At 66.3% G+C, this 24,069-nt stretch carries 22 protein-coding genes; 9 read left to right on the top strand and 13 right to left on the bottom strand.

All coding sequences use genetic code 11. The features are described from left to right. Positions 1-75 precede the first annotated feature (75 nt). Positions 76-1,125 (bottom strand): LacI family DNA-binding transcriptional regulator, encoded by a 1,050-nt coding sequence (locus tag ACUCV3_RS26025; RefSeq protein WP_004207757.1) that lies wholly within the window; start codon positions 1,123-1,125, stop codon positions 76-78. Positions 1,126-1,245: 120 nt separating this feature from the next. On the opposite strand from ACUCV3_RS26025, the gene ACUCV3_RS26030 reads away from it, so the two are divergent. Then, positions 1,246-2,043 carry a 2-keto-4-pentenoate hydratase gene (locus ACUCV3_RS26030; RefSeq protein ID WP_279728430.1) on the top strand — a complete coding sequence of 266 codons (798 nt, stop codon included), beginning with the start codon at positions 1,246-1,248 and terminating at the stop codon, positions 2,041-2,043. Positions 2,044-2,074: 31 nt separating this feature from the next. Then, the gene (locus tag ACUCV3_RS26035; protein ID WP_482241387.1) at positions 2,075-3,352 is read left to right on the top strand and encodes an MFS transporter; all 1,278 of its coding nucleotides are present in this window, start codon (positions 2,075-2,077) and stop codon (positions 3,350-3,352) included. Positions 3,353-3,417: 65 nt separating this feature from the next. Here the strand turns inward: ACUCV3_RS26035 and ACUCV3_RS26040 are convergent, their stop codons facing one another. Next, positions 3,418-4,284 carry an SDR family NAD(P)-dependent oxidoreductase gene (locus ACUCV3_RS26040; RefSeq protein WP_482241388.1) on the bottom strand — a complete coding sequence of 289 codons (867 nt, stop codon included), beginning with the start codon at positions 4,282-4,284 and terminating at the stop codon, positions 3,418-3,420. Positions 4,285-4,566: 282 nt separating this feature from the next. Here ACUCV3_RS26040 and ACUCV3_RS26045 point away from each other — a divergent pair, with 282 nt between their 5' ends. Continuing rightward, positions 4,567-5,343, top strand: coding sequence for a sulfite exporter TauE/SafE family protein (locus ACUCV3_RS26045; RefSeq protein ID WP_010338010.1), 777 nt, complete (start codon positions 4,567-4,569; stop codon positions 5,341-5,343). Between the two features lie 10 nt (positions 5,344-5,353). Here the strand turns inward: ACUCV3_RS26045 and ACUCV3_RS26050 are convergent, their stop codons facing one another. The 3 genes from ACUCV3_RS26050 to ACUCV3_RS26060 form a co-directional block, all read right to left on the bottom strand. Beyond that, the gene (locus ACUCV3_RS26050; protein WP_279728462.1) at positions 5,354-6,142 is read right to left on the bottom strand and encodes a LytTR family DNA-binding domain-containing protein; all 789 of its coding nucleotides are present in this window, start codon (positions 6,140-6,142) and stop codon (positions 5,354-5,356) included. Positions 6,143-6,481: 339 nt separating this feature from the next. Continuing rightward, positions 6,482-6,934, bottom strand: coding sequence for a hypothetical protein (locus ACUCV3_RS26055; protein ID WP_482241389.1), 453 nt, complete (start codon positions 6,932-6,934; stop codon positions 6,482-6,484). Between the two features lie 63 nt (positions 6,935-6,997). Continuing rightward, positions 6,998-8,059, bottom strand: a complete 1,062-nt coding sequence (locus ACUCV3_RS26060; protein WP_482241390.1) for a hypothetical protein — start codon at positions 8,057-8,059, stop codon at positions 6,998-7,000. Positions 8,060-8,339: 280 nt separating this feature from the next. On the opposite strand from ACUCV3_RS26060, the gene ACUCV3_RS26065 reads away from it, so the two are divergent. Then, positions 8,340-8,477 (top strand): hypothetical protein, encoded by a 138-nt coding sequence (locus tag ACUCV3_RS26065; protein WP_004207766.1) that lies wholly within the window; start codon positions 8,340-8,342, stop codon positions 8,475-8,477. A 45-nt stretch (positions 8,478-8,522) separates the two neighbouring features. On the opposite strand, the gene ACUCV3_RS26070 is transcribed toward ACUCV3_RS26065, so the two are convergent. From ACUCV3_RS26070 to ACUCV3_RS26085, 4 genes are all read right to left on the bottom strand, one after another. Beyond that, entirely contained in the window at positions 8,523-9,218 is a 696-nt protein-coding gene (locus ACUCV3_RS26070) for a carboxymuconolactone decarboxylase family protein (protein WP_279728426.1), read from the bottom strand. 83 nt (positions 9,219-9,301) lie between these two features. Next, entirely contained in the window at positions 9,302-9,403 is a 102-nt protein-coding gene (cydX, locus tag ACUCV3_RS26075; RefSeq protein WP_004207768.1) for a cytochrome bd-I oxidase subunit CydX, read from the bottom strand. Positions 9,404-9,414: 11 nt separating this feature from the next. Further along, positions 9,415-10,560 carry a cytochrome d ubiquinol oxidase subunit II gene (gene cydB, locus ACUCV3_RS26080; RefSeq protein WP_279728424.1) on the bottom strand — a complete coding sequence of 382 codons (1,146 nt, stop codon included), beginning with the start codon at positions 10,558-10,560 and terminating at the stop codon, positions 9,415-9,417. Positions 10,561-10,584: 24 nt separating this feature from the next. Beyond that, entirely contained in the window at positions 10,585-12,165 is a 1,581-nt protein-coding gene (locus ACUCV3_RS26085) for a cytochrome ubiquinol oxidase subunit I (RefSeq protein ID WP_279728423.1), read from the bottom strand. Positions 12,166-12,308: 143 nt separating this feature from the next. Here ACUCV3_RS26085 and ACUCV3_RS26090 point away from each other — a divergent pair, with 143 nt between their 5' ends. The 3 genes from ACUCV3_RS26090 to ACUCV3_RS26100 are packed head-to-tail and all read left to right on the top strand — an operon-like array spanning position 12,309 to position 16,321. After that, positions 12,309-13,823, top strand: coding sequence for an ATP-binding cassette domain-containing protein (locus ACUCV3_RS26090; RefSeq protein WP_482241391.1), 1,515 nt, complete (start codon positions 12,309-12,311; stop codon positions 13,821-13,823). After that, the gene (locus ACUCV3_RS26095; protein ID WP_279728421.1) at positions 13,820-15,445 is read left to right on the top strand and encodes an ATP-binding cassette domain-containing protein; all 1,626 of its coding nucleotides are present in this window, start codon (positions 13,820-13,822) and stop codon (positions 15,443-15,445) included. The genes ACUCV3_RS26090 and ACUCV3_RS26095 overlap by 4 nt, the downstream gene beginning before the upstream one ends. A 54-nt stretch (positions 15,446-15,499) precedes the next feature. Beyond that, positions 15,500-16,321: a universal stress protein gene (locus tag ACUCV3_RS26100; RefSeq protein WP_482241392.1), complete on the top strand. Its 822-nt coding sequence runs from the start codon at positions 15,500-15,502 to the stop codon at positions 16,319-16,321. Here the strand turns inward: ACUCV3_RS26100 and ACUCV3_RS26105 are convergent. From ACUCV3_RS26105 to ACUCV3_RS26115, 3 genes are all read right to left on the bottom strand, one after another. Next, positions 16,318-18,054, bottom strand: coding sequence for an acyl-CoA dehydrogenase C-terminal domain-containing protein (locus ACUCV3_RS26105; RefSeq protein ID WP_279728419.1), 1,737 nt, complete (start codon positions 18,052-18,054; stop codon positions 16,318-16,320). The genes ACUCV3_RS26100 and ACUCV3_RS26105 overlap by 4 nt on opposite strands. A 103-nt stretch (positions 18,055-18,157) precedes the next feature. Next, complete coding sequence (locus ACUCV3_RS26110; RefSeq protein ID WP_279728418.1) at positions 18,158-18,751, bottom strand: TetR/AcrR family transcriptional regulator; 594 nt, start codon at positions 18,749-18,751, stop codon at positions 18,158-18,160. Positions 18,752-18,809: 58 nt separating this feature from the next. Continuing rightward, positions 18,810-19,736, bottom strand: coding sequence for a sugar kinase (locus tag ACUCV3_RS26115; RefSeq protein ID WP_279728417.1), 927 nt, complete (start codon positions 19,734-19,736; stop codon positions 18,810-18,812). Positions 19,737-19,883: 147 nt separating this feature from the next. Between ACUCV3_RS26115 and ACUCV3_RS26120 the strand changes: the two genes are divergently transcribed. Further along, positions 19,884-21,845: a hybrid sensor histidine kinase/response regulator gene (locus ACUCV3_RS26120; protein ID WP_279728416.1), complete on the top strand. Its 1,962-nt coding sequence runs from the start codon at positions 19,884-19,886 to the stop codon at positions 21,843-21,845. 120 nt (positions 21,846-21,965) lie between these two features. Further along, complete coding sequence (locus ACUCV3_RS26125; RefSeq protein WP_159366672.1) at positions 21,966-22,850, top strand: alpha/beta fold hydrolase; 885 nt, start codon at positions 21,966-21,968, stop codon at positions 22,848-22,850. A 165-nt stretch (positions 22,851-23,015) separates the two neighbouring features. On the opposite strand, the gene ACUCV3_RS26130 is transcribed toward ACUCV3_RS26125, so the two are convergent. Then, positions 23,016-23,945 (bottom strand): NAD(P)H-dependent flavin oxidoreductase, encoded by a 930-nt coding sequence (locus ACUCV3_RS26130; protein ID WP_279728415.1) that lies wholly within the window; start codon positions 23,943-23,945, stop codon positions 23,016-23,018. Positions 23,946-24,069: the final 124 nt, after the last annotated feature.

A 24,069-nucleotide genomic window follows, 5' to 3' on the forward strand; every position in this document is an offset into this window, starting at 1 on the left:
GATATCCTCGCCCGTTTGTCTGAAATTTCTCCCTTGGGAAGCAAATTCGGAAACCGGTGTCAACCTTGGCGTGAATCAGCCCGAAGCAGGCGCCACCGAACTGCGCCGGATCAGGGTCGAGCTGAACAGCGAGGGCTCACTGACCTCCGCCTCCTCGCCGATGGCGGTGCCGATCAGCTTGAGCGCAGCCGCGCGGCCCATGGCCGCAATCGGCCAGCGCACCGTCGTCAGCGGCGGCCAGACGCGGGTGGTAAGCGGCGTATCGTCGAAGCCGATGATCGACAATTGCTCCGGCACCTCGATCCCGCGCAGCCGCGCCGCATAGAGGACGCCGGCCGCCATCTCGTCATTGCTGGCAAAGATGGCGGTGGGCGGCGAGGTCAGGTCGAACAGGTTTTCCGAAGCAGAAACCCCTGATTCAAAAGTATATTGTCCGTCCGCGACCAGACTGCGCGGCAGGCTGATGCCGGCTTCCGCCAGCGCCATTTCAAAGCCCTCGCGCCGTTCCTTGGCCGAGCGGAAGCCATGCGGCCCGGCGATCAGGCCGATCCGCCGATGCCCCTGCGCGATCAGATAGCGCACCGCATCGGCCACCGCGTCCCGGTCATTGGAGGCGACCATATGTTCAGGATCGTCGAGCAGGGCCGAACCCATGCGCACATAGCGACAGCCGGCATCGTCGAACAGTTTGGAAAGACTGTCATTTTCGGAGAGCGGAGGCAGCACGACAACGCCAAACAGGCGCTGGCGCGTCACGAAATTATGGATGTCCTCCATGACCATGGCCGCGCCCCTGTCCACCGGGCGCACAACCAGCTCGAACTCGGTGCCGTGCAGCGCCTCCAATATCCCCTTCTGCATGCTCAGCACCATCTGGGCATTGGGATTGTCGTAGATCAGGCCGATCAGGAAATTGCGCCCCAGCGCCAGCGCGCGCGCCTGCGGATTGGGGACATAGCCGGTCTGGCGGATGATTTCCTCCACCTTGCCGCGGGTTTCCTGGTTCAGCAGCGGCGATCGGTTGATGACGCGGCTGACCGTCTTCTTCGACACGCCGGCCATGCGGGCAATGTCGTTGATCGTCAGCTTGGCGGTGGCGCCCTCATCCCTGGGTGTCTTTGTCATGGCCCTTTTATAGCGCGCTTATGGCCCGCAACCAGCGCAATATGCGTCGCTCGGCAAATCTATTGACACCGGTTACTCTTGCAGGCATCCCGAGAGGAAGAACCAGCCGAGAGGATCATCGTGACCGCCGCTTCCCCTGCCGCCATTGCGCGCGCCTTCGTCACCGCCCGACAGCAGGCGACGGGCTTTTCCGACTATCCCGGCCCGATCCCGCCCAGCCTGGCCGATGGCTATGCGATCCAGGCGGAGGCACTGGCGCTGGTCGATGCGCCGGTGGGCGGCTGGAAGGTCGGCCGCGTGCCCGTGCCGCTGGTCGAGCGTTTCGGCGCCGATCGACTGGCGGGACCGATCTTCACCCCGACCATCCATGCCCTGACCCCCGATGCCACCGGGCTGGTCTTTGCCCAGGGCTTTGGCGCGGCGGAGGCGGAATTCCTGCTGCGCATCGGCCAGGTGCCCGACCCGGCCCAGACCAGTTTCACGCTGGAAGAAGCCGCCGCGCTGGTCGACGCCGTGCATATCGGCCTGGAAATCGCCAGTTCGCCCTTCATCGGCATCAACGAGCATGGCCCGGCCGTCACCGTTTCGGATTTCGGCAATAATAACGGCCTGCTGATCGGCGCGGCCGTGCCGGACTGGCAGAGCCTGGCCTTTGCCGAGATCGACATCAGCCTGAGCATCGATGGCGTCGTCGCCGGCACCGGCCGCGCGGTCAGCTTCCCCGACGGGCCGATCGGCTCCGTGCGTTTCCTGCTCGAAAATCTGGCCGCGCGCGGCATAAGGCTGCAACCGGGCGCATGGATATCGACAGGCGCCGTCACCGGCGTGCATGAAGTGCGCGTCGGGCAGACGGTGGTTGCGGACTTCGGACCGCTCGGCACCGCACACTGCGTCATCCGCCCCCAAGCGGCCGCCTGACAAGGCCGCAGGGCAAGAGGAGAGGAAGAGAATGAACGAGGCCGTCGCCGGAGCAACCCAGAGGGTCGGGCGCTATCGCTGGGTGATCGTCGGGCTGTTGTTCGCCGCCACCGCGATCAACTATGTCGACCGGCAGATGATCGGCGTGCTGAAGCCCACGCTGGCGGCCGAGATGCACTGGTCGGAAACCGACTATGCCAATATCGTCTTCTGGTTCCAGGCGGCCTATGCAATCGGCTATCTGGGCTTTGGCCGGCTGGTCGACGCGATCGGCGCGCGGCTGGGCTATACCGTCGCGATCATCATCTGGACGATCGCCCATGTCGCCCATGGCGGCGTGCATAGCGTGACCCAGTTCGCCCTCGCCCGCTTTGGCCTGGGCGTCGGCGAATCCGGCAATTTCCCTGCCGGTATCAAGGCGGTGGCCGAATGGTTCCCGCAGAAGGAACGCGCTTTTGCCATCGGCCTGTTCAACGCGGGCGCCAATGTCGGCGCAATCATCACGCCGCTGCTGGTGCCATGGCTGACCATCCAATATGGCTGGCGCTTCGCCTTCATCGCGACCGGCGTGTTCGGCGTTGCCTGGCTCGCCGCCTGGCTGATCTTCTATCGCCGGCCGCAGGAGCATCCGCGCGTCGGCGCCGCCGAACTCGCTTATATCCAGCAGGATCCGGCCGACCCGGTCACGCCGATCGGCTGGCGCCGGCTGATTGCCGTGCGCGAATGCTGGGCCTTTGCCATCGGCAAATTCTGCATCGACCCGATCTGGTGGTTCTTCCTCTTCTGGCTGCCGGGCTATCTGGGCGAGCGCTACGGCCTCGACCTCATCAGCTTCGGCCCACCGCTGGTCGCCATCTATCTGTTGTCGGACCTTGGCAGCGTGGCGGGCGGCTGGCTGTCGGGACGGCTGATGAAGGCCGGGCACAGCGTCAACGCCGCGCGCAAGCTGACCATGCTGGTCTGCGCCGCCGCGGTCACGCCGGTCTTCTTTGCCCAGTCGATCGACAATCTGTGGGTCGCCGTGCTGGTGATCGGCATCGCCACCGCCGCGCATCAGGCCTTTTCCGCCAATCTCTATACGCTGCCGTCGGACATGTTCCCACGCGCGGCGGTCGGATCGGTGGTCGGCATCGGCGGCACGGCAGGCGCGATCGGCGGTATGCTCATGGCCAAATATGCGGGCTACATCCTCGACAGCATCGGCAGCTATGCGCCGCTCTTCGCGGTGGCGGGCAGCGCCTATTTCATCGCCCTGCTGGCGATCCACCTGCTTTCGCCGCGCCTGGCGCAGGTGAAGGTGCCGGAATAGTTCCCTGGGGGAGGGACTGCTCCGGACCGGCGATGGAGATTGCCGGTCCGGGGCGCCTTGCGTCCTCAGCGGCCATGCGCCGCGATCAGCTTTTCGCTTTCCCGCCAGAAGCGATCGACGATCGCTGCATCCTCGACCAGCGTGTTGGGCGTGCGCGGTGCGCGGCGATACCAATAGCCGCCATTGCTGGCGGCCCCTTCCGATGCGGTCGCCAGCCAGACCAGCGTGTCCGCTCCGTCCGCCTCGCTCGCCTTGTCCAGCCCGCGCGAGCGCTCCTGCGTGTCAGCCGACGCATGGGAAAAGAAGTTCGAGTCGACCGCGCCGGGATGAACGGCATGGGCGATGATCCTTGCCCCCGCCAGCCGATCCGCCAGCGCGCGGGCGAACAGCACATTGGCGAGCTTGCCGGTGCAATAGGCCATGCCGGGGCTGAACCGTTCCAGATTCTGCATGTCGTCCAGGTTGATCGCCGGGATCATCTCGCTGGCGTCGGAGGCGGTGTTGAGGATGCGCACGGCGCCCGCCGGCTGGTCAGCCGCCGCCTTGCGCAACAGCGGCAACAGGCGCTGCGTTAGCAGGAACGGCCCCAGATGATTGCCGGCGAAATTCGCCTCCAGCCCCTCGTCCGTCATCACCAGCTTATCGGTCATGCCGCCGGCATTGTTGAACAGCAGGTCGACCCGGTCGGTCAGCGCGGCGATATCCTGCGCCAGTTGCGCTGCTCCGCCGAGCAGCGACAGGTCGGCGCGCAGCATGGTGACGGGCGCTCCGGCCGCATCCGCCGCTATCTCCGCCTCTGCAACCGCAAGCCGTTCAGGATCGCGGCCGGTGCCGATCACCCGCCAGCCCTGCCGCGCCATGGCCTTGGCGATCGCCTTGCCGATGCCCGAACTCGCGCCCGTCACCACCGCCACCCGTGCCCGTTCCACCATATCCTGCTCCTGTCGCTTATCCCGGCACGCTAGGCGCTCGAACGCAGGCCAGACAGCCGCGGGAGCGATATGTGGCGCGCCCCGTCCATAGCAAAGCTATCACCCCCCTCAAGCAAGGGGCGGGTTTCACCCCGCCATGGCGTCCGCTATGTCCCACCGCGAAACATAAGGGGGACGCAGGGATATGGATCGAGTGCAGGGACTTGCATGGGCAGCGCAAACGCCCTTAGGTGACGCCATGATGGGTCGCACCGCCTGTCGTCATGCACCGCAGGAGCGGCCGTGACGATCAATCCGCTCTATTCCCTGACGGGCTTCATCGTCGGCACGCTGGTCGGGCTGACCGGCGTTGGCGGCGGATCGCTGATGACGCCGATCCTGGTGCTGCTGTTCAATTTCCACCCGGCTGCGGCCGTCGGCACCGATCTTCTCTATGCCTGCGTCACCAAGAGCGTGGGCAGCCTGGTCCATGGCTGGAAGCGATCGGTCGACTGGGCGATCGTCGGCTGGCTTGCACTGGGGTCGATGCCGGCCGCGATCGGCGCGCTGATGGCGCTGCGGGCAATGGGGCCGCCGTCGGCCGCCGTAGTCGATCCGATCAAGGTGACGCTGGGGGTGATGCTGTTCCTCACCGGTCTGGTGCTGCTGTTCCGCGATCGAATCACCGCCTGGTCGCGCACCCATGGTCAGGATCGCAGCCCCGCCACCACCCGCAACCTCACCATATTGCTGGGCGTGGTCGTCGGCGTGGCGGTGACCATCACCTCGGTCGGGGCCGGCGCGATCGGCGCGACGGCGCTGCTGATCCTCTATCCGCGCACGCCGCTCGCCCGGATCGTCGGCAGCGACGTCGCCCATGCCGTGCCGCTGACGCTGGTGGCCGGCATCGGCCATTGGTGGCTGGGCACGGTCGACATGTCGCTGCTGGCATCGCTGCTGATCGGGTCGATCCCCGGCATCATCGTCGGCAGCCTGCTCGCCTCGCATGTGCGCGAAGCGGTGCTGCGCACGATCCTGGCGACGATCCTGATCATCGTCGCGCTGAACCTGATCCTCTGATCCTGCTGCGTCAGTCCGGCAGGAAACCGGACTGACGCAGCCGATCGACGGAATCCCGCGCGACCGGCGCGGACAGGCCGTTGGTCAGGGGGATTTCCCGGCCCTTGCCCACAGCTGCCCCGTCGGCAAGTGCCGCTTTGGCGACCCACCAACTGCGATGGGTCTGTGCGCCCGGCACATCGTCCATCTCCGCAATGGCGTCGCGCAGCCGCATCAGGATGAGCTCGCTGCCGCGCTGCCCATGGACGCGGACATAATGATCCTCGCTCTCCAGCGCGACTATGGGACCGGCGAAGGCGGGGCTCAGCCGGCGATGGAGGCGAACATCCGCCTCTTTCGCTGGTGCGTCCATCGGCACGGCCTCTTCCCGCGCCGACGCGAAGACCGTGGTCGGCCCCATATGCTCATCATAATAGCGCAGCAGATGCGCGTCCGCCCGCTCCGCCCACCAGGCGATGGTCATCACCAGCAGGCAACAGAGCAGGGTAAAGGGCAAAAGGCCGGCATAGCCGCCCAGCAGTCGCACCTCGTCCCGCCCGACCAGCCGCCAGATCAGCGCCATCGGAAAGCTGGAGGCGACCATGCCCCAGAAGACCAGAGACCCGCGCGGCAACCGCGTCGCCCGCGCAATCGCCCGCCAGGCGATCAGCGTCGGCCGCGCGAGGATATAGGCGCCCATCAGCATGATCCACCAGCGCCCGGCGCGCAGCAGGAAGTCGCCCGACAAATAGGTGCCGAAGGGGCCAAGAAAGCCGACCACCGCCGCGACCGGCAGCATCGCCCAGAGTTCGAGCAGCACACGGCGGAGACGTTTCACGCAATCCCCCTCTCCATTCGCGAAACGCGAACCGCGAAGGGCCCGATTTTCCGCGCTTTTTCTTCTATTCGCCCTGCGTGACGAAAAGCCGCTTGCCCGTCAATCGTGGGCTGCCATCGCTCCCCTCATACCGGCGGGCCGATGAATGGATCATCCGCCCCGACCGGCCAAGGAGACCGACCATGACCGATTTTCTGAGCACCAAAAGCGCGATCGCCATCATGTGCTGCGCCATCATCGCCCATATGGGCGCCTTTGCCCTGGCCCTGGCCTGATGCGCCGGACAGCCCCTGCCCGGCCCGCCCGGCGCCGTATCAGGCGTCAGGGACAGGCCGGGTTGCGGGCATCGGGATAGGCGAGATAGCTGATGCTCGCCGCTGGTAGCGACTGCATGCCTCGCGCGGCGACGCCCTTGAGATTGGGCAAGACGCCATCCTGCCCCACCGCCAGCGTCCGGCCGTTGAGCTTCACGCTGCCCGCGTCCAGATTGTCGGCGGTCAGAGTGTAGCGGGTCGCCTTGCCGGCGAGCGACAGGCTGGCGGGATTGGCGGTATCGAGATTGATCGCGACCAGCGCGACGCCGCCCGGTGTCCCACGCAGACACTGGCTGTAGAGATGCAGCTTGCCTTCATCCCGGCCCGCATCCAGCACGACATTGCCCATCAGCCGCGCCCATAGGACCGCCGCCCAATAGCTCGGCCGCGGCATCATCGTCGCCTCATCGATCAGCGCATAGTCGCTGGCCGCCAGCGTATTGTGGAAGACCACGGTCACGCCCTGCTTCGCCTGCCGCCCCAACTGATCGACATAGCGGAAACTGTCGCGCCAGGTCGCTGCCTAGGCGTCGCCGCCGCAGGCCGCCTGCGCCGTTTCGGTGATCCAGATATCGGTGCCGGGCGCGAAACGCTGCTGCCGTTCCTTGTAATAGGTCGCCGTGCTGTCGGCGCGCGCCAGCCAGTCCTCGTCCAGCGCCCGGTCGGGGCTGATCCCGGCGCTCTTGTCCATCGCCGCGCAGCGCTGCGAGACGGTGCCGTAGAAATGATAGGAGAAGATATCGACCCTGGGCCGCGGCTCGGCGCTCATCAGTGCGTCGGTCGGCACCACGCCGATATTGCGCGGCATGATGACGAAGCCAGCCTCGCCCGTGCTGCCCGGCCCGACAATCTTCATCTGCGGTGCATCGGCATCGCGGAAGGCGCGGAAGACGGCCATGTCGCGGGCGAAGGCGGCCGCGTCATAACCCTTGGGCAAGCCGACCATGGCCCCCGCATTGGGTTCGTTGATCAGTTCGGCGGCATAAATGTGGCCGCCCAATTTCTCGGTATAGGCGTTGAGCCGGCGCGCCTGATCGGGATCCCACAGGCCCGACGCGTCGCGCGCGCCTTCGCTCACCGGGAAGGACACGACCAGCTTGCCGCCGACGGTTTTCACGAAGTCGACGACGCCGGCCCATTGGGTCCGGGTCAGGACGCTCTGATAGCCCTTGGGCGGCGTGGCGGGCGGCGGCGTATCGCTGTCATGGAAATAGACGGCATTGGCCCAGCCGCCACTCACGCGCACATAGGTCGGCCCGAGCGCGCGGGCGAGGTTGCGCAGCCGCGTGTCACCGGTCAGGTCGATCGGCTCGCGCTTGCGGAACATGACGGCCGCGATATCGACGCCGCCGCTGCCACCGGCTGCCGGCTGGGGCCGCGCCTCGCCCGGCTTGGGATAGGGCGCCCAGAAGCGGCCGCCGACCACCTCCACCATCTCGACATTATAGGCCTGATACTGGTCATCAACCTTCGCGACCTGAGCAAAGCGGCCGGGGTCGGCGGGAGGCGTGGCGGCGCCCAGCATCACGCCCGTCATCGCCAACAGGGACAGGCTTCCCAGCATCAACATGCGGCCCTTCGTCACGGCATCCTCCCTCGATTTTGCGGGAGGCTAACCCGGCGCCTGCGGCCCCACAAGTTGGCATGACCAATTTGGACAAACCAATCACGCCAGCGATGCACCCAGCCCTAGAAATTTCGCAATTCAGGCCGGAACAAAAGGGGCCCTCATGGATTTCCCTATCAAGGCCTCGATAATATCCAATCCAAGAAAATGTCCCCGAAATGTGCGATCCCCGTAAAATTCCCGAGGTTCGTTCGGCGTGATTTTGGATAGAATGAAAAGGAACAGGGAGTATCCAGCCATGAAGCCAATTCGTAGCGCTAGCAGCCCCCAAGCCCGCGTCGCCTTCACGCCGACCAGCAAGAAGGCCGGCCAGTGGGTCCAGACCCCGCACGGCTTCGTCAGGGTGGACAGTCCCGCCCCGAAACATGCCGAGTGAACAGATCGGCTGAACCGGCCAACTGAACCGACCTGACGGCCGGGCCTATCGGGCGGACAGCCCCTTGTTGCCGCCGTGCAGGCGCAGCCTGAGGCTGTTCTGATAATAGGCCACGGCCTGATATTGGCCGATCAGGACCGTCAGTTCGATCAGTTGCGCCTCGTCCAGACGCGCCGCCAGCACAGCCCAGGTTGCGTCGGCGATCATGGCGTCGCCATGCAGTTCCTCGACCGCGCGCAGGATCGCCCGGTCATGGTCGTTCCAGCCCGGATCGGCCGAGCCGGTCACGATCCGCTCCACCTCTTCCCGACCGATGCCGGCATGGCGCGCGATCATCACATGCTCGCCCCATTCATAAGGCGCCTGACAGAGCCAGGCGACGCGCAGGATCGCCATTTCCCGATCACGCGCAGACAGCTTGCCCTGCGTCAGCAGCGTGACGCCGACATCGGTCTGGCGGGCGAACAGCGCGGGATGGCGCATCATGGTACGGATGATTTCGGGCAGGCGCGCCAGCACGGCGGACATGTCGCCCTGCCCCTGTGCTTGCACATCGGTCACGTCGGTCAGCAGGTCCGCTTCGCGCGCGTCGATGCTCTGGTTGATGGCGATCATCTGCCGGATCAGCGGGTCGAGATCGGCGCTATATTCGTCGATGCTCAGCGCTTCGATGCGGGGCGCATCGCCCAATATCTGGGCATGGCGGCGCGCGATGCGGGCAGTTTCGGCCTCTTCTTCCATGCCCTTCCCCTGCATATCCATGGCCGCAACGGGGTGGCGTGACGCCCCGGCCGTGTCAAACCGCCGGGGCGCTATCTGTCAGCTCAATATTCGCCGGGTTCCGAATGGAACTCGTGCCAGACGCCGTTGAGGATGCCGAAGCCGACGGCCAGGCCGACGCCCAATATCCAGGCAAAATACCACATAGGTCGGATCCTTAGTAAAAGTCGGGGTTGAGGCGGATTTCCCGGTCGGTCACCCGGCCGAACATCACCTTGTAGGCCCAGGCCGTGTAGGCGAGCACGATCGGCAGGAAGATGACGGTGCAGATCAGCATGGTGAACAAGGTGCCGTGGCTGGACGAGGCGTTCCAGGCGGTCAGGCTGGAACCCGGATCGATCGAGCTGGGCAGGATGAAGGGAAACATCGACAGGCCGACCGTGCTGATGATGCCGACATTGGCGATCGACGAACCGGCGAACACCAAGGTATCGCGCCGGCCACGAATGCCCAGCCATGCCAGCACTGGCCCCGCAAAGCCCAGGATCGGCGCCAGCAGCATCCAGGGATGCGCCGCATAATTGTCGAGCCAAGCGCCGGCCGCCGCGACCGCGCCGCCCAGATGCGGGTTGGACGGACCATTGGGATCGATCACGCCATCGACGCGATAGCCCATGCCGCTCCAGGCGACGAACAGCCCGCCGATGGCGAACAGCAGGATCGACAGGATCGCCGCGCCCTGACCATAAAGACGCACGCGCTGCAGCACCGGCCCCTGCGTCTTGAGGCTGAGCCAGCCGGCGCCATGCAGCACCAGCATCGCGACCGACAGCAGGCCGGTCAGCAAAGTGAAGGGCGTGAAGAGGCCGAGCAGCGACCCTTCATAGAACATGCGCAGATCGCCATCGAGACGGAAGGGCGCGCCAACCAGCACATTGCCGACCGCAACACCGAAGACGAGCGCGGGCACCAGGCCGCCGACGAACAGCGCCCAGTCCCAGCCGGCACGCCAGCGGGCATCCGGCTTCTTCGAACGATATTTGAAGCCGACGGGCCGCAGGATCAGCGCCGACAGCACCAGGAACATTGCGAGATAGAAGCCGGAAAAGCTGACGGCATAGACGAAGGGCCAGGCTGCAAAGATGGCGCCGCCGCCCAGGATGAACCAGACTTGGTTCCCTTCCCATGTGGCGCCGACGCTGTTGATGATCATGCGCCGTTCCTCGTCGGTCCGGCCGGCAAAGGGCAGCAAGGCCGCCGATCCCAGGTCGAAGCCGTCGGTAAGGGCGAAGCCGATCAGCAGCACGCCCAGCAGCAGCCACCAGATGACGCGCAGCGTTTCATAATCGAGCGGAATGGTCATTGTCCTAACTCCGGTTGGCGGGCGTCATTCGGCGGGCACGGCGCGGAAATCGGGCGCCGGCTCGGCGGGGCTGTCAGGCCGCCAGGGGACATAGCGTTCCGGCCCCTTGGCGATGGTGGCGAGCATCAGCTTCACCTCGATCACCGCCAGGATACCGTAGAGCAGGGTGAAGCCGATGATGGTGGTCCACAATTGCGGCACCGTCAGGCTGGAGGCGGCAAGGAAGGTCGGCAGCACGCCGTCCACCGCCCAGGGCTGGCGCCCGATTTCCGCCACCGCCCAGCCAACCTCGATCGCGATCCAGGGCATCGGCATCATGAACACGGCGAGCTTGAGGAACCAGCGCGCATCGAACCGCCGCATCGACGAGAAGGCAAAGGCGGTCGCGAAGAAGGCGATGAAGGCAAAGCCCAGCCCCGCCATGATGCGGAACATCCAGAAGATCGCCGGCACATTGGGCACGGTGCTCCAGGCGGCCTTCTCGATCGTCGCGGCATCGGCCTGACGCGGATCGGCGATGAAGCGCTTCAGCAGCAGGGCATAGCCCAGATCCGCCTTGTTGCGCTCGAACGCCTCGCGCGCGACCAGATCGTTGCGATCGACCTTCAGTGTCTCGACCGCATCATAGGCGATGATGCCGGCGGCAATCCGCACCTTGGCGGTGTCGACCAGCTGGTTGATGCCGGTGACTTCGCCGGTCAGGCTGCGGGTGGAGATGAGGCCCAGCACATAAGGCACCTTGATCTCATGCGTGGTCTCGCGCCCGCTGTTGGACGGCAGGCCGAACAGGGTCAGGCCGGCCGGTGCAGGCTCGGTCTGCCACATGCCCTCGATCGCGGCGAGCTTCATCTTCTGGTTCTCGGTCAGCGCATAACCGCTTTCGTCACCCAGCACGACGACCGACAGCGACGCGGCAAGGCCAAAGGCGGCCGCGACCGTGAAGGAGCGCTTGGCAATGGCGACATGCTTGCCCTTCAGCAGATAATAAGCCGACACGCCCAGCACGAAGACGCTGGCACAGACATAGCCGGCGCTGACGGTGTGGACGAACTTCGCCTGGGCGACCGGATTGAAGATCACCGCCATGAAGTCGGTCACCTCCATCCGCATCGTCTGCGGGTTGAAGGTCGCGCCGGTGGGATGCTGCATCCAGCCATTGGCGACGAGGATCCACAGCGCCGACAGGTTCGACCCCAGCGCCACCATGAAGGTGGTGAGCAGATGGCCGCGCTTCGACAAGCGATCCCAGCCGAAGAACATGAGGCCGACGAAGGTCGCCTCCAGGAAGAAGGCCATCAGGCCCTCGATCGCCAGCGGCGCGCCGAAAATGTCGCCGACATAGTGCGAATAATAGGCCCAGTTGGTGCCGAATTCGAACTCCATGGTGAGGCCGGTGGCGACGCCAAGGACGAAGTTGATCCCGAACAGCTTGCCCCAGAAGCGAGTGATATCCCGCCAGATCGGGCGGTCCGTCATGACATAGACGCTTTCCATGATGACGAGCATGAAGGAAAGGCCCAGCGTCAGGGGCACGAACAGGAAATGGTATAAAGCTGTGAGAGCGAATTGCAGCCTGGATAATTCAACGACGGCCATGCTTATCATCGCGACCCCCTTTCTTCCCTGAACCAAGTTGGCTGGCGAAATATGGACGTGACGGCGCTACATCATTGAGACAGATCAAATTATATTCTGCCGCCAAACCTAAATGAATGGGACGCAAGGTCTAGCTAGGGAAAACCGCAGGCATGGGTTGGGTCATCGACATCATCGGCGCCGCTCTTTTCGCGGCAGGACTGGCGCAGGGCGTCAGTGCGCTGGCCGATGGCGTCGCGATCGGCTGGCTGTCGCCGCTGCTGCTCTTGGCCGGCGGGCTGGTGCGTGCGGCCGGGCTGATGCTGGCCCATGTCCAGGCGATCCGGTCGGCCCAGCGCATCGTCGCCGCGCGGCGATCGACGCTGCTGCCCCGGCTACTGGGTGGACGGCTGGCCCGACCGCTGCTGGCGGGCGAGAATGCCACGCTGGCGATCGACCATCTCGCCGCGATCGAGGCGCATGGCGCCCGCTTCCTGCCGATCCGTAAGGCGGCGGTGTTGGGGCCGCTGCTGGTCGCCGCGATCGTCGCGACCGCAAGCTGGGTTTGCGCCGCGATCATGCTGGCGACCTTGATCCCCTTCGCCTTCGGCATGGTGCTGGCGGGCACGGCGGCGCGGGCGGCGGCGGAGCGGCAACTGGCGGCCTTGGCCGAATTGTCGGGCCTGTTCGTCGACCGGCTGCGCGCGCTGCCGCTGATCCGTCACCATGGCGCCCAGGCGCGGATCAGCCGGCAGGTGGCGGGCGCCGCGCAGGAGGTGGCGACCCGCACCGGCGCGGTGCTGCGCCTCGCCTTCCTGTCGGGCGCCGTGCTGGATTTTTTCGCGGCCCTCTCGGTGGCGCTGGTCGCGGTCTATTGCGGCTTTGCGCTGCTTGGCCTGCTGCCCTTTCCCGCCCCCGAAGCACTGGACCTGCGCGCCGCGCTGTTCGCGCTGGCGCTGGCGCCGGAATTCTATCTGCCGATGCGCCGGCTGGCCGCGGCCTATCATGACAAGCAGATGGGCGAAGCGGCGGACAAGGCGATTGCTGCCGCCCTGCCGGAAGCGGAGCCTGCGCCGCATCCGGCCAGCGCGCCGTTCGATGGCCTTCATCTCAGGGATTTGCGGATCGGCATCGGCTCGGGAATCGGCCCGGTCAGCCTGACGCTCAAGCCGCACGACCTGATCGCCCTCACTGGTCCCACCGGCAGCGGCAAGACCAGCATGCTCGCCGCGATCGCCGGACAGATTGATCCGGCCTCGGGCGAACTGACTCCGGTCGATCCCGCTCGCATCGCCTGGGCGGCCCAGCGCCCGCTGCTGCTGCCCGGCAGCCTGGCCGACAATATCGCCCTCGCCCGCCCCGATGCTGACCGAGCGGAGATCGCGCAGGTCGCCGCGCGTGTCGGCTTGACGCCGATGCTGGCCGCGCGGCCCGAAGGGCTGGATCTTGCCATCGATCATCAGGGGGCGGGCCTGTCGGGCGGCGAACGGCGGCGCATCGGCCTCGCCCGCGCCATCCTGTCCGAACGGCCCGTTCTGCTCTGCGACGAACCCACCGCCGATCTGGATGCGGATAGCGCCGCCGACATCATCGCCCTGCTGGTCGCCTTGTCGGCCGAGCGCGCGATCCTGGTCGCCACCCACGATCATCGCCTGACCGCCGCCGCGCGGATGGAGGTGATGCTGTGAACCCGATCCGGATCGCACTCGACAAGGCGGCAGGCTCCGCCACGCTGCTGCGCCGGGCGACGCTGTGCGCCGTCATCGCGGCGCTGGCCGGCATCGCGTTGCTGGCGCTGGCCGGCTGGTTCCTGACCGCCGCCGCCACGGCCGGCGCGGCCGGCACCCTCGCCGTGCAGGCGTTCAACTATCTGGTGCCCAGCGCGGCGATCCGGCTGCTCGCCATATTGCGCACCGTCTCGCGCTATGGCGAGCGGCTCTGGTCGCATCGCGCCGCGCTCGAAGCCATGGGCGGACTGCGCGCCAGCCTGTTCGCGCGCCTCGCCGCGCAGGACAGCCGCACCGCCCTGCCCTTGTCCAGCGGCGACGCCGCCGCGCGGCTGACCGGCGACATTGACGCGCTGGAGGATCTGGTCGTGCGCCGGCCGAGCCGGACCGCCGGATTGATGGCGGCGATGGCGGGCGTGATGCTGGCGGCGAGCGGCGGCTGGCTGTCGGCCCTGCTGCTGGCGGTCATGCTCGCCGCCCTGCCGCTCTTGCTGCGCATCCTTGCCCGCCACCTGACCGAAGGCCCCGCGCAGCAGGCCGCTGATGCGCTCGGCGCAATGCGCGCGCGCTATGTCGAACTGGCGAGCGCCCGCGCGGAAATCGCGGCCTATGGACTGGGGGATCGCGTGATGGCCGAATTGGCACCCCTCACGCACCGACTCGACCGGGCCCGCGCCCGCCTGTTCATCGGTGAAGGCGTGCAGGCCGCCCTGCTCGCGGCCTATAGCGCGCTGGCAGTCATGCTGGTTCTGCTCGGCGCCGATGCCCCCGCGCCGCTGGTCGCGCTCGCCTTGCTGGCCAGCGCCGGCGCGGTGGAGGCGATGGCCGGACTGTCGCGCACCGCCTTCCGCCAGGCCAGTGTCGATGCCGGCCTTGCCCGGCTGGCCGCGCTCGATGCGCTGCCGCTGGAAGATGCGCCTGCGCCGTCCGCCGCGACAGCTCAAGCCATCCGGTTGGGCGCCGTCGAATTGCGCCCCGGTGCGCGGGTCGCCATCACCGGCCGCTCTGGTTCGGGCAAGAGCCTGCTTGCGGAGGGCCTGGCCGGGCTGCGTCCGGTCACGGCCGATGTCGCGCTTGGCGGCCATCTGCTGGCAGCCTGCTCCGGGACGGAACTGCGTGACCAGTTCGCCCTCTCGCCCCAGGACGCGCCGATGCTGGCCGGCAGCATCGCCGACAATCTGCGCCTCGCCCGGCCCGGCATCGATGCGGCCGATATGGTCGATGCGCTGCATGTCGCCTGTCTCGACCAGCGCATCGCCAGCCTGCCCGGTGGGATCGACTATCGGCTGGGCGAAGCCGGCGGCACATTGTCGGGCGGCGAACGCAAGCGGCTGTCGCTGGCACGCGCGCTGCTGACCGGCCGTCCCTGGCTGTTGCTGGATGAGCCGACCGAGGGGCTGGATGCCGCGACCGAGGCGCTTCTGATCAGCCGGCTGCGCATCTGGCTCGACCGGACCGGCACCGGCCTGATCCTGATTTCGCACCGCCCCGCGCCACTCACGCTGACCGACCGACAGGTGCCGGTGTCGGCCATCGCCCCCCTGCCGAGCCAGGGTCTACCCGGAGTGGCAAGCGCGGCGTGAGGATGATAGGCTTTGTCTTGCAAGCGCTTAGCCACCGCCCGCCACAAGAGGGAGATGTTCGTGCCGCCAACCATCCTCATCGCCACCGATCTGACCGCCCGCAGCGACCGGGCCTTTGACCGGGCCGTCGAACTGGCGACCGACCTGGGCGGCACGCTGCTCGTCGCCCATGCGTTGGACAAGGGCGATGCCGCCCATGTCGCTCGCGCCTCCGATCGTGCCAAACGGGTCATCGCGAAGCTGACCGAGGGCATCGCCGCGCCGATCGAACCGGTGCTGATCCAGGGCCGTGCGCCCGAAACCATCGCGGAACTGGGCAAGGAGCGGGGCAGCGCGGTGATCGTCGTCGGCCCGGCCCGTCACAATCATGTCAGCGACTTCATCCTGGGCACGGCGGTCGACTATCTGGTCCGGCGTTCGCCCGTGCCGGTGCTGGTGGTCAAGGAACGGCCGCGCCATCCCTATCGGCGCATCCTGATCGCAACCGACTTTTCCGACTGTTCGCTCCATGCCGTGCAGATGACCGCGATGCTGTTTCCCACGGCGCGGCTCGATCTGGTCCATGTCTATGATGGCGGCTTCCCCTCCCGCCTCGATCCCGACCAGACCTTGGCCTTCGCCCGGTCGGAAGCGGAACGGGAAAGCGCCGAATTTGCCGCTCATCCGGAACTGGCCGGCCAAGCCCGCCCCTTCCAGGTCGAACTGATCGAGGGACGTGCCGGCGAGGTGCTGCCGACCCTGATCGCACAGCGCGACATCGACCTGCTGGTGCTGGGCGCCCATGGTCGCAGCGGCTTCGTCCATGCGCTGATCGGCAGCCGCGCCTCCGAATTGCTCGAAGGCGCGCCCTGCGACGTGTTGATGGTGCGCAATTAGAAGGCGTCAATCTCCAACGCCATGATCGACGCTTCACCGGCGGCGATCGTGGCGGCCAGGCCCTGCGCCTGCGGCAAAACGCGCAGCGCGAAATAGTCGGCCAGCTTCAGCTTCGCCTGATGCAGCGGGCTGTTGCCCTGCGCGGCCGCCTGCGCCATCCGGGTCCACATCCAGCCCATCGACACCAGCGCGAACAGGCGCAGATAATCGACAGCCGCCGCGCCGGCTGCATCCGTGTCCGCGCCCTGCAGAGCCGCCGTCGCCGTGCGCAGCGCGTCGAGCGCCGTGCAGGTGCTGCGCGCGATCACGCTCCCACCGGCTGCTTCCACATCGGCCGCGATCAGGGCAAAATAGCCTTCGACCACCGCGCCGCCCGCCATCGGCAGCTTGCGCCCGACCAGGTCCGCCGCCTGCACGCCATTGGTGCCTTCATAGATCTGGGCGATGCGCGCATCACGCACATATTGTTCCATGCCCCATTCGCGGATGTAGCCATGGCCGCCAAAGACCTGTTGCGCCTGCACCGCGCTTTCGAACCCGAAATCGGTGAAGGACGCCTTCACCACCGGCGTCAGCAGCGCGACCAGCGCGTCGGACCTGGCGCGCTCGCCGGCGTCGGCGTGGTGCTGCGACCGGTCATGCTGCAGCGCGGTCCAGCCCGCCAGCGCGCGCCCGGCCTCCACGAAACTGCGGATATTGAGCAGCATCCGGCGGACATCGGCATGTTCGATGATGGCCACCGGGGCGCGCTGATTATCCGCGCTGCGGCCCTGCAGCCGTTCCTTGGCATAGCCCGCCGCCTGCTGATAGGCAGCGCCAGCGATGCCCAGTCCCTGGATGCCGACCATCAGCCGCTCGGCATTCATCATCGTGAACATGGCGGCCAGGCCGCGATGCGCTTCGCCCACCAGCCAGCCGGTCGCGCCGTCATAATTCATGACGCAGGTCGGCTGGGCATGAATGCCCATCTTCTTTTCCAGCGCGCCGACCGACATGCTGTTGCGCTGATCGAAGGCACCGTCCGCGCCGGGCAGGAATTTGGGCACCAGGAACAGGCTGATCCCCTTCACCCCGGCCGGTGCGTCGGGCAGGCGCGCCAGCACCAGATGGACGATATTGCCGCCAAAATCATGGTCGCCCGACGAGATGAAGATCTTCGTGCCGGTCACCGCATAGCTGCCATCGTCCTGCGGCTCGGCCTTGGTCTTCAGCAGGGCAAGGTCGGTGCCCGCACTGCTTTCGGTCAGCGCCATCGCGCCGGTCCATTCGCCGCTCACCATGCGCGACAAATAGGTCGCCTTCAGTTCCTCGCTGGCATGGGCGGCGATCGCCTCGCACGCGCCACGGGTCAGGCCGGGAAAAAGGCCGAAAGACAGGTTCGCGGCCGACAGCATCTCGTCCAGCCACAGTTGCAGGATGAAGGGCAGCCCCTGCCCGCCATGGTCGGGATCGGCCGACAGCGCCGCCCAGCCGGCATCGGCAAAGTCGCGATAGGCCTGGGCAAAGCCAGGCGGCGTCCGCACCGCGCCGTCGATCAACTGGCTGCCATGCTCGTCGCCTTCGCGGTTGAGCGGCGCCAGGCGCTCGGCGCACATGCGCCCGGCTTCGTCCAGCACGGTCACGGCCAGGTCGGCGTCGACATCCTTGTTCAGCTCCTCCATCGCCTGGTCGAAGCCCAGCACCTCGCTCAGCAGGAAGCGATAATCGTCGATCGGCGGAACATAGCTGTACATCGAACCTCTCCAATATTGCTGCGGACCAGCTATACCAAACATCTGTTACAGTCAAACGCGCAAGGCGTCCTTGCCGCTGCGACACGCCCCGCTGATGCCCTGACTATAACCGATCGTGGCGAAAAATGGCGACGATCTGCGCCGCGATCTGCGCCCGCGTCAGCCGGCCATCGCGATACCAGTCGGCCGCCGAATTGAGCTGACTGAGCAGTAGCGTGCGATAGAGCGAGCGGTCGATGTCGACGGGCAGCGGCAGCGCCGTCACCAGATCCTGAAACAATTGCTCGAACCGGTCGCGGCGCGCCACAAGCTGATCGCGCACGCCATCCGGTACGGCGCGAAAATCATTCATCATCGGCATGGTCAGCGAATCCGCCGCCAATTGGATATCCAGCAGGCTGGCGCAGGCCGCCTCCAGCCGTGCCCAGGGATCGGCCTGCGTCGCGACCGCCGCCGCGATCCGCGCCTCAGCCGCATCCAGCGCGCCATTATGCAGTTCGACGAACAGCGCGTCCTTCGACTTAATATGGTGGTAGAGCGATCCGCCCAGCACCCCGGCCTGCTCGCCAATGTCGCGCATCGACGTGCCGCGATAGCCCTTGCGCGCAAAAAGCTGCGCGGCGATTTCCAATATCTGGCGGCGGCGGCCCGATCCTTCGTCGCGCCCGCCCGCCGATGCGGCATCCCCGATTGTCATGTCAGCGCGCTAGCACAGGGCGTGACCACAGGCCACGTCCCGTGCGATCGCTCCCGGCTCAGGCCGGCACCTTCTGGCCATAGGGCGCATCGGCGTCGCGCGCCGGGATCGCACCGCGCCGACCGATATTCCAGCCGGCCAGACGGTGCCCGGCCAATGCCGCCTCTGCCGGCTCCGCGCCGGCCAGCCGCGCATGCAGATAGCCGCCGTTGAAGGCATCGCCCGCCCCGCTCGAATCCACGACATCGACCCGCGCCGGCGGCGGCACCAGCGCGCCACCGACCAGACAGCCTTCGGCGCCCAGCTTGACCACGATCTCGCGGCCCTCACCTGCGCCCCAACGGGCCGCGGCGTCGGCGGCATCATCCGCCTCGCCCATTTCGACTTCATCCGCCAGGGTCGGCAACCCGATGTCGCACAGCGCGATCGCCCGGTCGCGCCAGGCCCGCGCAGTCGCGGCGTCGCTCCACAGGCGCGGCCGATAATTGCCGTCGAAGGCGATCCGGCCGCCCCCTGCCTTCACCCGTTTGCACAGTGCCAGCAGCGCCTCGCGCCCGGCGTCCGGCAGGATGGCCAGGGTGATGAGCGAAAAATAGAGCAGGTCCGACTGGGCGGCTGCATCAACCATGGCGCCGCTTTCGGGCAGGTCGAACATCGCCCGCGCCGCGGCCTCGCCGCGCCAATAATGGAAGCTGCGCTCGCCGGTCTCATCCGTCTCGATCGCATAGAGGCCGGTGGTCCGGCCGGGCGTGCCGATCAGCAGGCCGGTATCGACCCCTTCCGCTTCCCAAGCCTTGCGCAGATCCTCGCTCATCGGATCGGCGCCGATCGCGCTGGCAAAGCGCACCTTGTCACCCGCACGAGCCAGGTGGATCGCGGTGTTGATGACATCGCCACCATAGCGCAGATTCCAGCCATCGCCGTTGCCCCGGCTCAGTTCCAGCATTGCCTCGCCGATGACGGTGATAGTCGCGTCGCTTGCCATGTGATCCTCTCTGATTGAAGCAGCGTCGTGCGGGGCCTGCCCCATGAAGTCAAGCCGTTGCGATCCCGTCCCATATGGCGGAACAGATTGCATTATGCCGCGTTTGCCATAGGCAAAGATACAGGATCGAAAATGTCAGGGGCGGAAATGGAGACGACAGAGACAGGCCAACCGGTCAACCGGTTCGAATTGCTGGTCCAGAGCGTCACCGACTATGCGATCTTCATGCTCGATCCGGCCGGCTTCGTCGTCAGCTGGAATAGCGGGGCGCAGCGCATCAAGGGTTACAGCGCCGACGAGATTATCGGCCAGCACTTCTCCGCTTTCTATACGGAGGAGGACCGCGCCGCCCATGTGCCCGCTGCCGTCCTGCGCACCGCCGAGGTCGAAGGGCGGTTCGAGGCGGAAGGCTGGCGCCTGCGCAAGGATGGCACCCGCTTCTGGGCCAATGTGGTGATCGATCCGATCCGCGACCCCGCCGGCCACCTGCTCGGCTTTGCCAAGGTGACTCGCGACCTCACCGAACGTCGCGCCGCGCAGGAGGAACTGCGCCGCAGTGAGGAACGCTTCCGCCTGCTGGTGCAGAGCGTCACTGACTATGCCATCTACATGATCGATCCGGTCGGCACGATCACCAGCTGGAACAGCGGTGCCGAACGGTTCAAGGGCTATAGCGCCGAAGAGATTATGGGCCAGAATTTCGCCCGCTTCTATTCGGAGGAAGACCGCATGGCCGGCCTCCCCTCCCGTGCGCTCGACACCGCCCAGCGCGAAGGCCGGTTCGAGGCGGAGGGCTGGCGCATCCGCAAGGACGGCACCCGTTTCTGGGCCAGCGTCGTGATCGATCCGATCCGCGATCCGGCCGGCGAACTGCTGGGCTTTGCCAAGATCACCCGCGACCTCACCGAACGGCGCCAGGCGGCCCAGGCATTGGAGCAGGCGCGCGAGGCGATCTTCCAGAGCCAGAAAATGGACGCCATCGGCAAGCTGACCGGTGGTGTCGCCCATGATTTCAACAATCTTCTGGCCGTGATCGTCGGCAGCCTCGATCTCGCGCGGCAGCGTCTTGCGGCCGGCGCCGATATCAGCCGCTATCTCGACAATGCCATGACCGCCGCCGATCGCGGCGCCACCCTGACCCAGCGGATGCTCGCCTTTGCCCGCAAGCAGGAACTCAAGCTGGAACAGGTCGACTGCATCGGCCTGATCCATGGCATGGCCGATCTGCTCAAGACCACCATCGGCAGCAGCGTCGCGATCGAGACGCGCTTCCCGCTGTCGCTGCGCCCGGCCCATGCCGACCCGGCCCAACTGGAGCTGGCGCTGATCAATCTTGCGGTCAATGCGCGCGACGCCATGCCCGACGGAGGCCGCCTCTTGATCGAGGGCAGCGAGATCACCCTGGCGCTGGGCGACCAGCCCGATCTCGCAGCGGGCAGCTTCATCCGCCTTACGGTCACGGACGAAGGCGAAGGCATGGACGAGGCGACGCTGGCCCGCGCCCGCGAACCCTTCTTCACCACCAAGGGGGTGGGCAAGGGAACCGGCCTTGGCCTGTCGATGATCCACGGCTTCACCCAGCAATGCGGCGGCGCGATGACCATCGCCAGCCAGCCCGGCAAGGGGACCAGCGTGTCCATCTGGCTACCCGTCGCCCTGACCGACGCCAGCAACGAGCGGACGGCTATCCCGTGCGAACCGGACGATATGGAAACCGAACCGCTGGTCATCCTGGCGGTCGATGATGACGATCTGGTGCTGACCAACACCGCCGGCATGCTGGAAACGATGGGCCATACCGTATTCCAGGCCGGATCGGGGCGGGAAGCGCTGCACATGCTGGAGCAGGGGCGCATCGACCTGGTCGTTACCGATCATGCCATGCCCGGCATGACCGGCGCGCAACTGGCCGACGCGATCGAGCAGACCTATCCCGACCTGCCCGTGCTCATCATCACCGGCTATGCCGAACTGCCCGCCGATGCCAGCCGTCGCCTGCGCCTCGACAAGCCTTTCCGCCAAGCGGAACTGGCGATGATGGTCCATCGCATCCGCCACGACAGCGCTCTCCGCCGACTGGTTCCCATCGGCACGGACAGCCACCCCTAAAGTCTTACTCGACAATATGTAACAGAATTTCACATATTTTCTTGGCCTTATGTCTTGCCATCGTCATGCGCATGGCCGATGGCAATTGCATCCTGACCGCCAGCAACTCCACAGGATCGCATGAACAAAGCCACACAGCCGACGCCGACATCGCATTTCTTCACATCCCTGCGGACGCGGCTTCACTATCTCGACTGGGGCAATCCGTCGGCGCCGCCGCTGATCCTGGTCCATGGCGGTTTCGACCATGCACGCAGCTGGGACTGGACCGCGCGTTCGCTCGCCCGCGACTATCATGTCATCTGCCCCGACCTGCGCGGCCATGGCGACAGCGGCTGGTCGTCGGACGGCTCCTACATGATGGCCAATTATGTCTATGACCTGGCCCAGCTGGTCGAGTTGCTCGATCGCCGGCCGGTCACCATCGTCGGCCATTCGCTGGGCGGATCGATCAGCCTGCGCTACGCCGGCCTCTATCCTGACAGCGTCGCGCGCGTGGTCGCGATCGAGGGGCTGGGCCTGTCGCCCGACCGCATCGCCGAACAGGCCAAGCGCAGTACCGAAGAGACATGGAAGGGCTGGATCGACACCCGCCGCACCAATGCCCGCCGCTCGCCGCGCCATTATGCCACGATCGAGGCCGCGGTCGCCCGCATGCGCGAACGCAACGACCATCTGTCGGTCGAACAGGCGCTGCACCTCACCCTCCACGGCGTGAACCGCAACGAGGATGGCAGCTATAGCTGGAAGTTCGATCCCTATCTGCACGGCGCCGCCCCCCAGGCCGGCACAGACGAAAATCTGCCCGACTTCTGGCGCCGCATCACCTGCCCGACGCTGCTGTGCCTCGGCCTCGACAGTTGGGCGTCAAACCCGGTCAAGGATGGTCGCATCGCCCATTTCCAGCAGGCCCGGCTGGTGGAATTTCCCCATGCCGGCCACTGGCTGCATCACGACCAGTTCGAGATGTTCGTCAAGGAACTGCGCGTCTTCCTGGCGGAATGAGGTACGGCCTCAGGGCCTGTCTGGAAAATGCACGGAAGAGTGCATTTTCGATGCGGCACCAGCCCACGCCCCCACCCGACCACCCATCAGGGTACCATGTCTGGGCGGTCGGGTGGGGGCGCGGGCTGGTGCGGATGCGCCAGAAGCGCATTCCCAGACAAGCCCTCAGGCAATGAAGCCCGAAATCGCCGCCTGATATTCCGCCTTCAGCTGGGCAATGAAGGCGCCCGCCGGCTGCACCGCCTTGATCGCGCCAATGCCCTGGCCCGCGCCCCACACGTCGCGCCACGCCTTCTTGTCGCCGGCCAGGCTGGCGAAATCCATGTCGGCCGCCTTGGGCAGCTTGTCCGGGTCCAGCCCCGACGCGACGATGCTGGGGCGCAGATAATTGCCCAGCACCCCGGTGAAGACGTCGGAATAGACGATGTCGGCCGATGCGCTATCGACGATCATGTCCTTGTAGGCGTCGAGCGCGTTCGCCTCGGTCGTGGCGATGAAGGGCGACCCCATATAGCCAAGGTCCGCGCCCATCATCCGCGCCGCCGCGATCGACCGACCGGTCGCGATCGCGCCCGACAGCGCCAGCGGCCCGTCGAACCATTCGCGGATTTCCTGGACCAGGGCAAAGGGCGACAGCGTGCCGGCATGCCCGCCCGCGCCCGCCGCCACCGCGATCAGGCCATCGGCGCCCTTTTCGATCGCCTTCCTGGCAAAGACATTGTTGATGACGTCGTGCAGCACGATGCCGCCATAGCTGTGGATCGCCTCATTCACCTTCTCCTGCGCGCCCAGCGAGGTGATGACGATCGGCACCTTATATTTGACGCACAGCGCCAGATCCTCTTCCAGCCGCGCATTGGTGCGGTGGACGATCAGATTGACGGCAAAGGGCGCATCCTGATCGGTCAGTTCCGCACCCAGTTGCTGCAACCAGGCCTCGAACGTGCCGGACGGGCGCGCATTGAGCGATGGAAAGGCGCCGACGATGCCGGCACGGCACTGAGCGATCACCAGTTCCGGCTGCGAGATGATGAACATCGGCGACCCGATCAGCGGCAGGGACAAACGGCCTTGAAGCGAAGCCGGCAGGGTCATGATCGGGGTCTCTCCTTTATCTGTCCGAACCGCGCTATCATCGCTCCGCGCCCGGAAAAAGGCCAAAATCAACCGTATTGCTCAAGCAATACAGTGATGCTATGATCCCGATCCAGGCCCGACA

The sequence above is a fragment of the Sphingobium sp. VMM genome (assembly GCF_056790315.1).

Coding starts and splice junctions, on each gene's coding strand:
- ACUCV3_RS26065 (WP_004207766.1), top strand. CDS start 8,340: ATGAAGCCAATTCGTAGCGCTAGCAGCCCCCAAGCCCGCGTCGCCTTC.
- ACUCV3_RS26085 (WP_279728423.1), bottom strand. CDS start 12,165: ATGATAAGCATGGCCGTCGTTGAATTATCCAGGCTGCAATTCGCTCTC.
- ACUCV3_RS26110 (WP_279728418.1), bottom strand. CDS start 18,751: ATGACAATCGGGGATGCCGCATCGGCGGGCGGGCGCGACGAAGGATCG.
- ACUCV3_RS26040 (WP_482241388.1), bottom strand. CDS start 4,284: ATGGTGGAACGGGCACGGGTGGCGGTGGTGACGGGCGCGAGTTCGGGC.
- ACUCV3_RS26120 (WP_279728416.1), top strand. CDS start 19,884: ATGGAGACGACAGAGACAGGCCAACCGGTCAACCGGTTCGAATTGCTG.
- ACUCV3_RS26105 (WP_279728419.1), bottom strand. CDS start 18,054: ATGTACAGCTATGTTCCGCCGATCGACGATTATCGCTTCCTGCTGAGC.
- ACUCV3_RS26115 (WP_279728417.1), bottom strand. CDS start 19,736: ATGGCAAGCGACGCGACTATCACCGTCATCGGCGAGGCAATGCTGGAA.
- ACUCV3_RS26025 (WP_004207757.1), bottom strand. CDS start 1,125: ATGACAAAGACACCCAGGGATGAGGGCGCCACCGCCAAGCTGACGATC.
- ACUCV3_RS26035 (WP_482241387.1), top strand. CDS start 2,075: ATGAACGAGGCCGTCGCCGGAGCAACCCAGAGGGTCGGGCGCTATCGC.
- ACUCV3_RS26130 (WP_279728415.1), bottom strand. CDS start 23,945: ATGACCCTGCCGGCTTCGCTTCAAGGCCGTTTGTCCCTGCCGCTGATC.
- ACUCV3_RS26100 (WP_482241392.1), top strand. CDS start 15,500: ATGTTCGTGCCGCCAACCATCCTCATCGCCACCGATCTGACCGCCCGC.
- ACUCV3_RS26090 (WP_482241391.1), top strand. CDS start 12,309: ATGGGTTGGGTCATCGACATCATCGGCGCCGCTCTTTTCGCGGCAGGA.
- cydB (WP_279728424.1), bottom strand. CDS start 10,560: ATGACCATTCCGCTCGATTATGAAACGCTGCGCGTCATCTGGTGGCTG.
- ACUCV3_RS26070 (WP_279728426.1), bottom strand. CDS start 9,218: ATGGAAGAAGAGGCCGAAACTGCCCGCATCGCGCGCCGCCATGCCCAG.
- cydX (WP_004207768.1), bottom strand. CDS start 9,403: ATGTGGTATTTTGCCTGGATATTGGGCGTCGGCCTGGCCGTCGGCTTC.
- ACUCV3_RS26125 (WP_159366672.1), top strand. CDS start 21,966: ATGAACAAAGCCACACAGCCGACGCCGACATCGCATTTCTTCACATCC.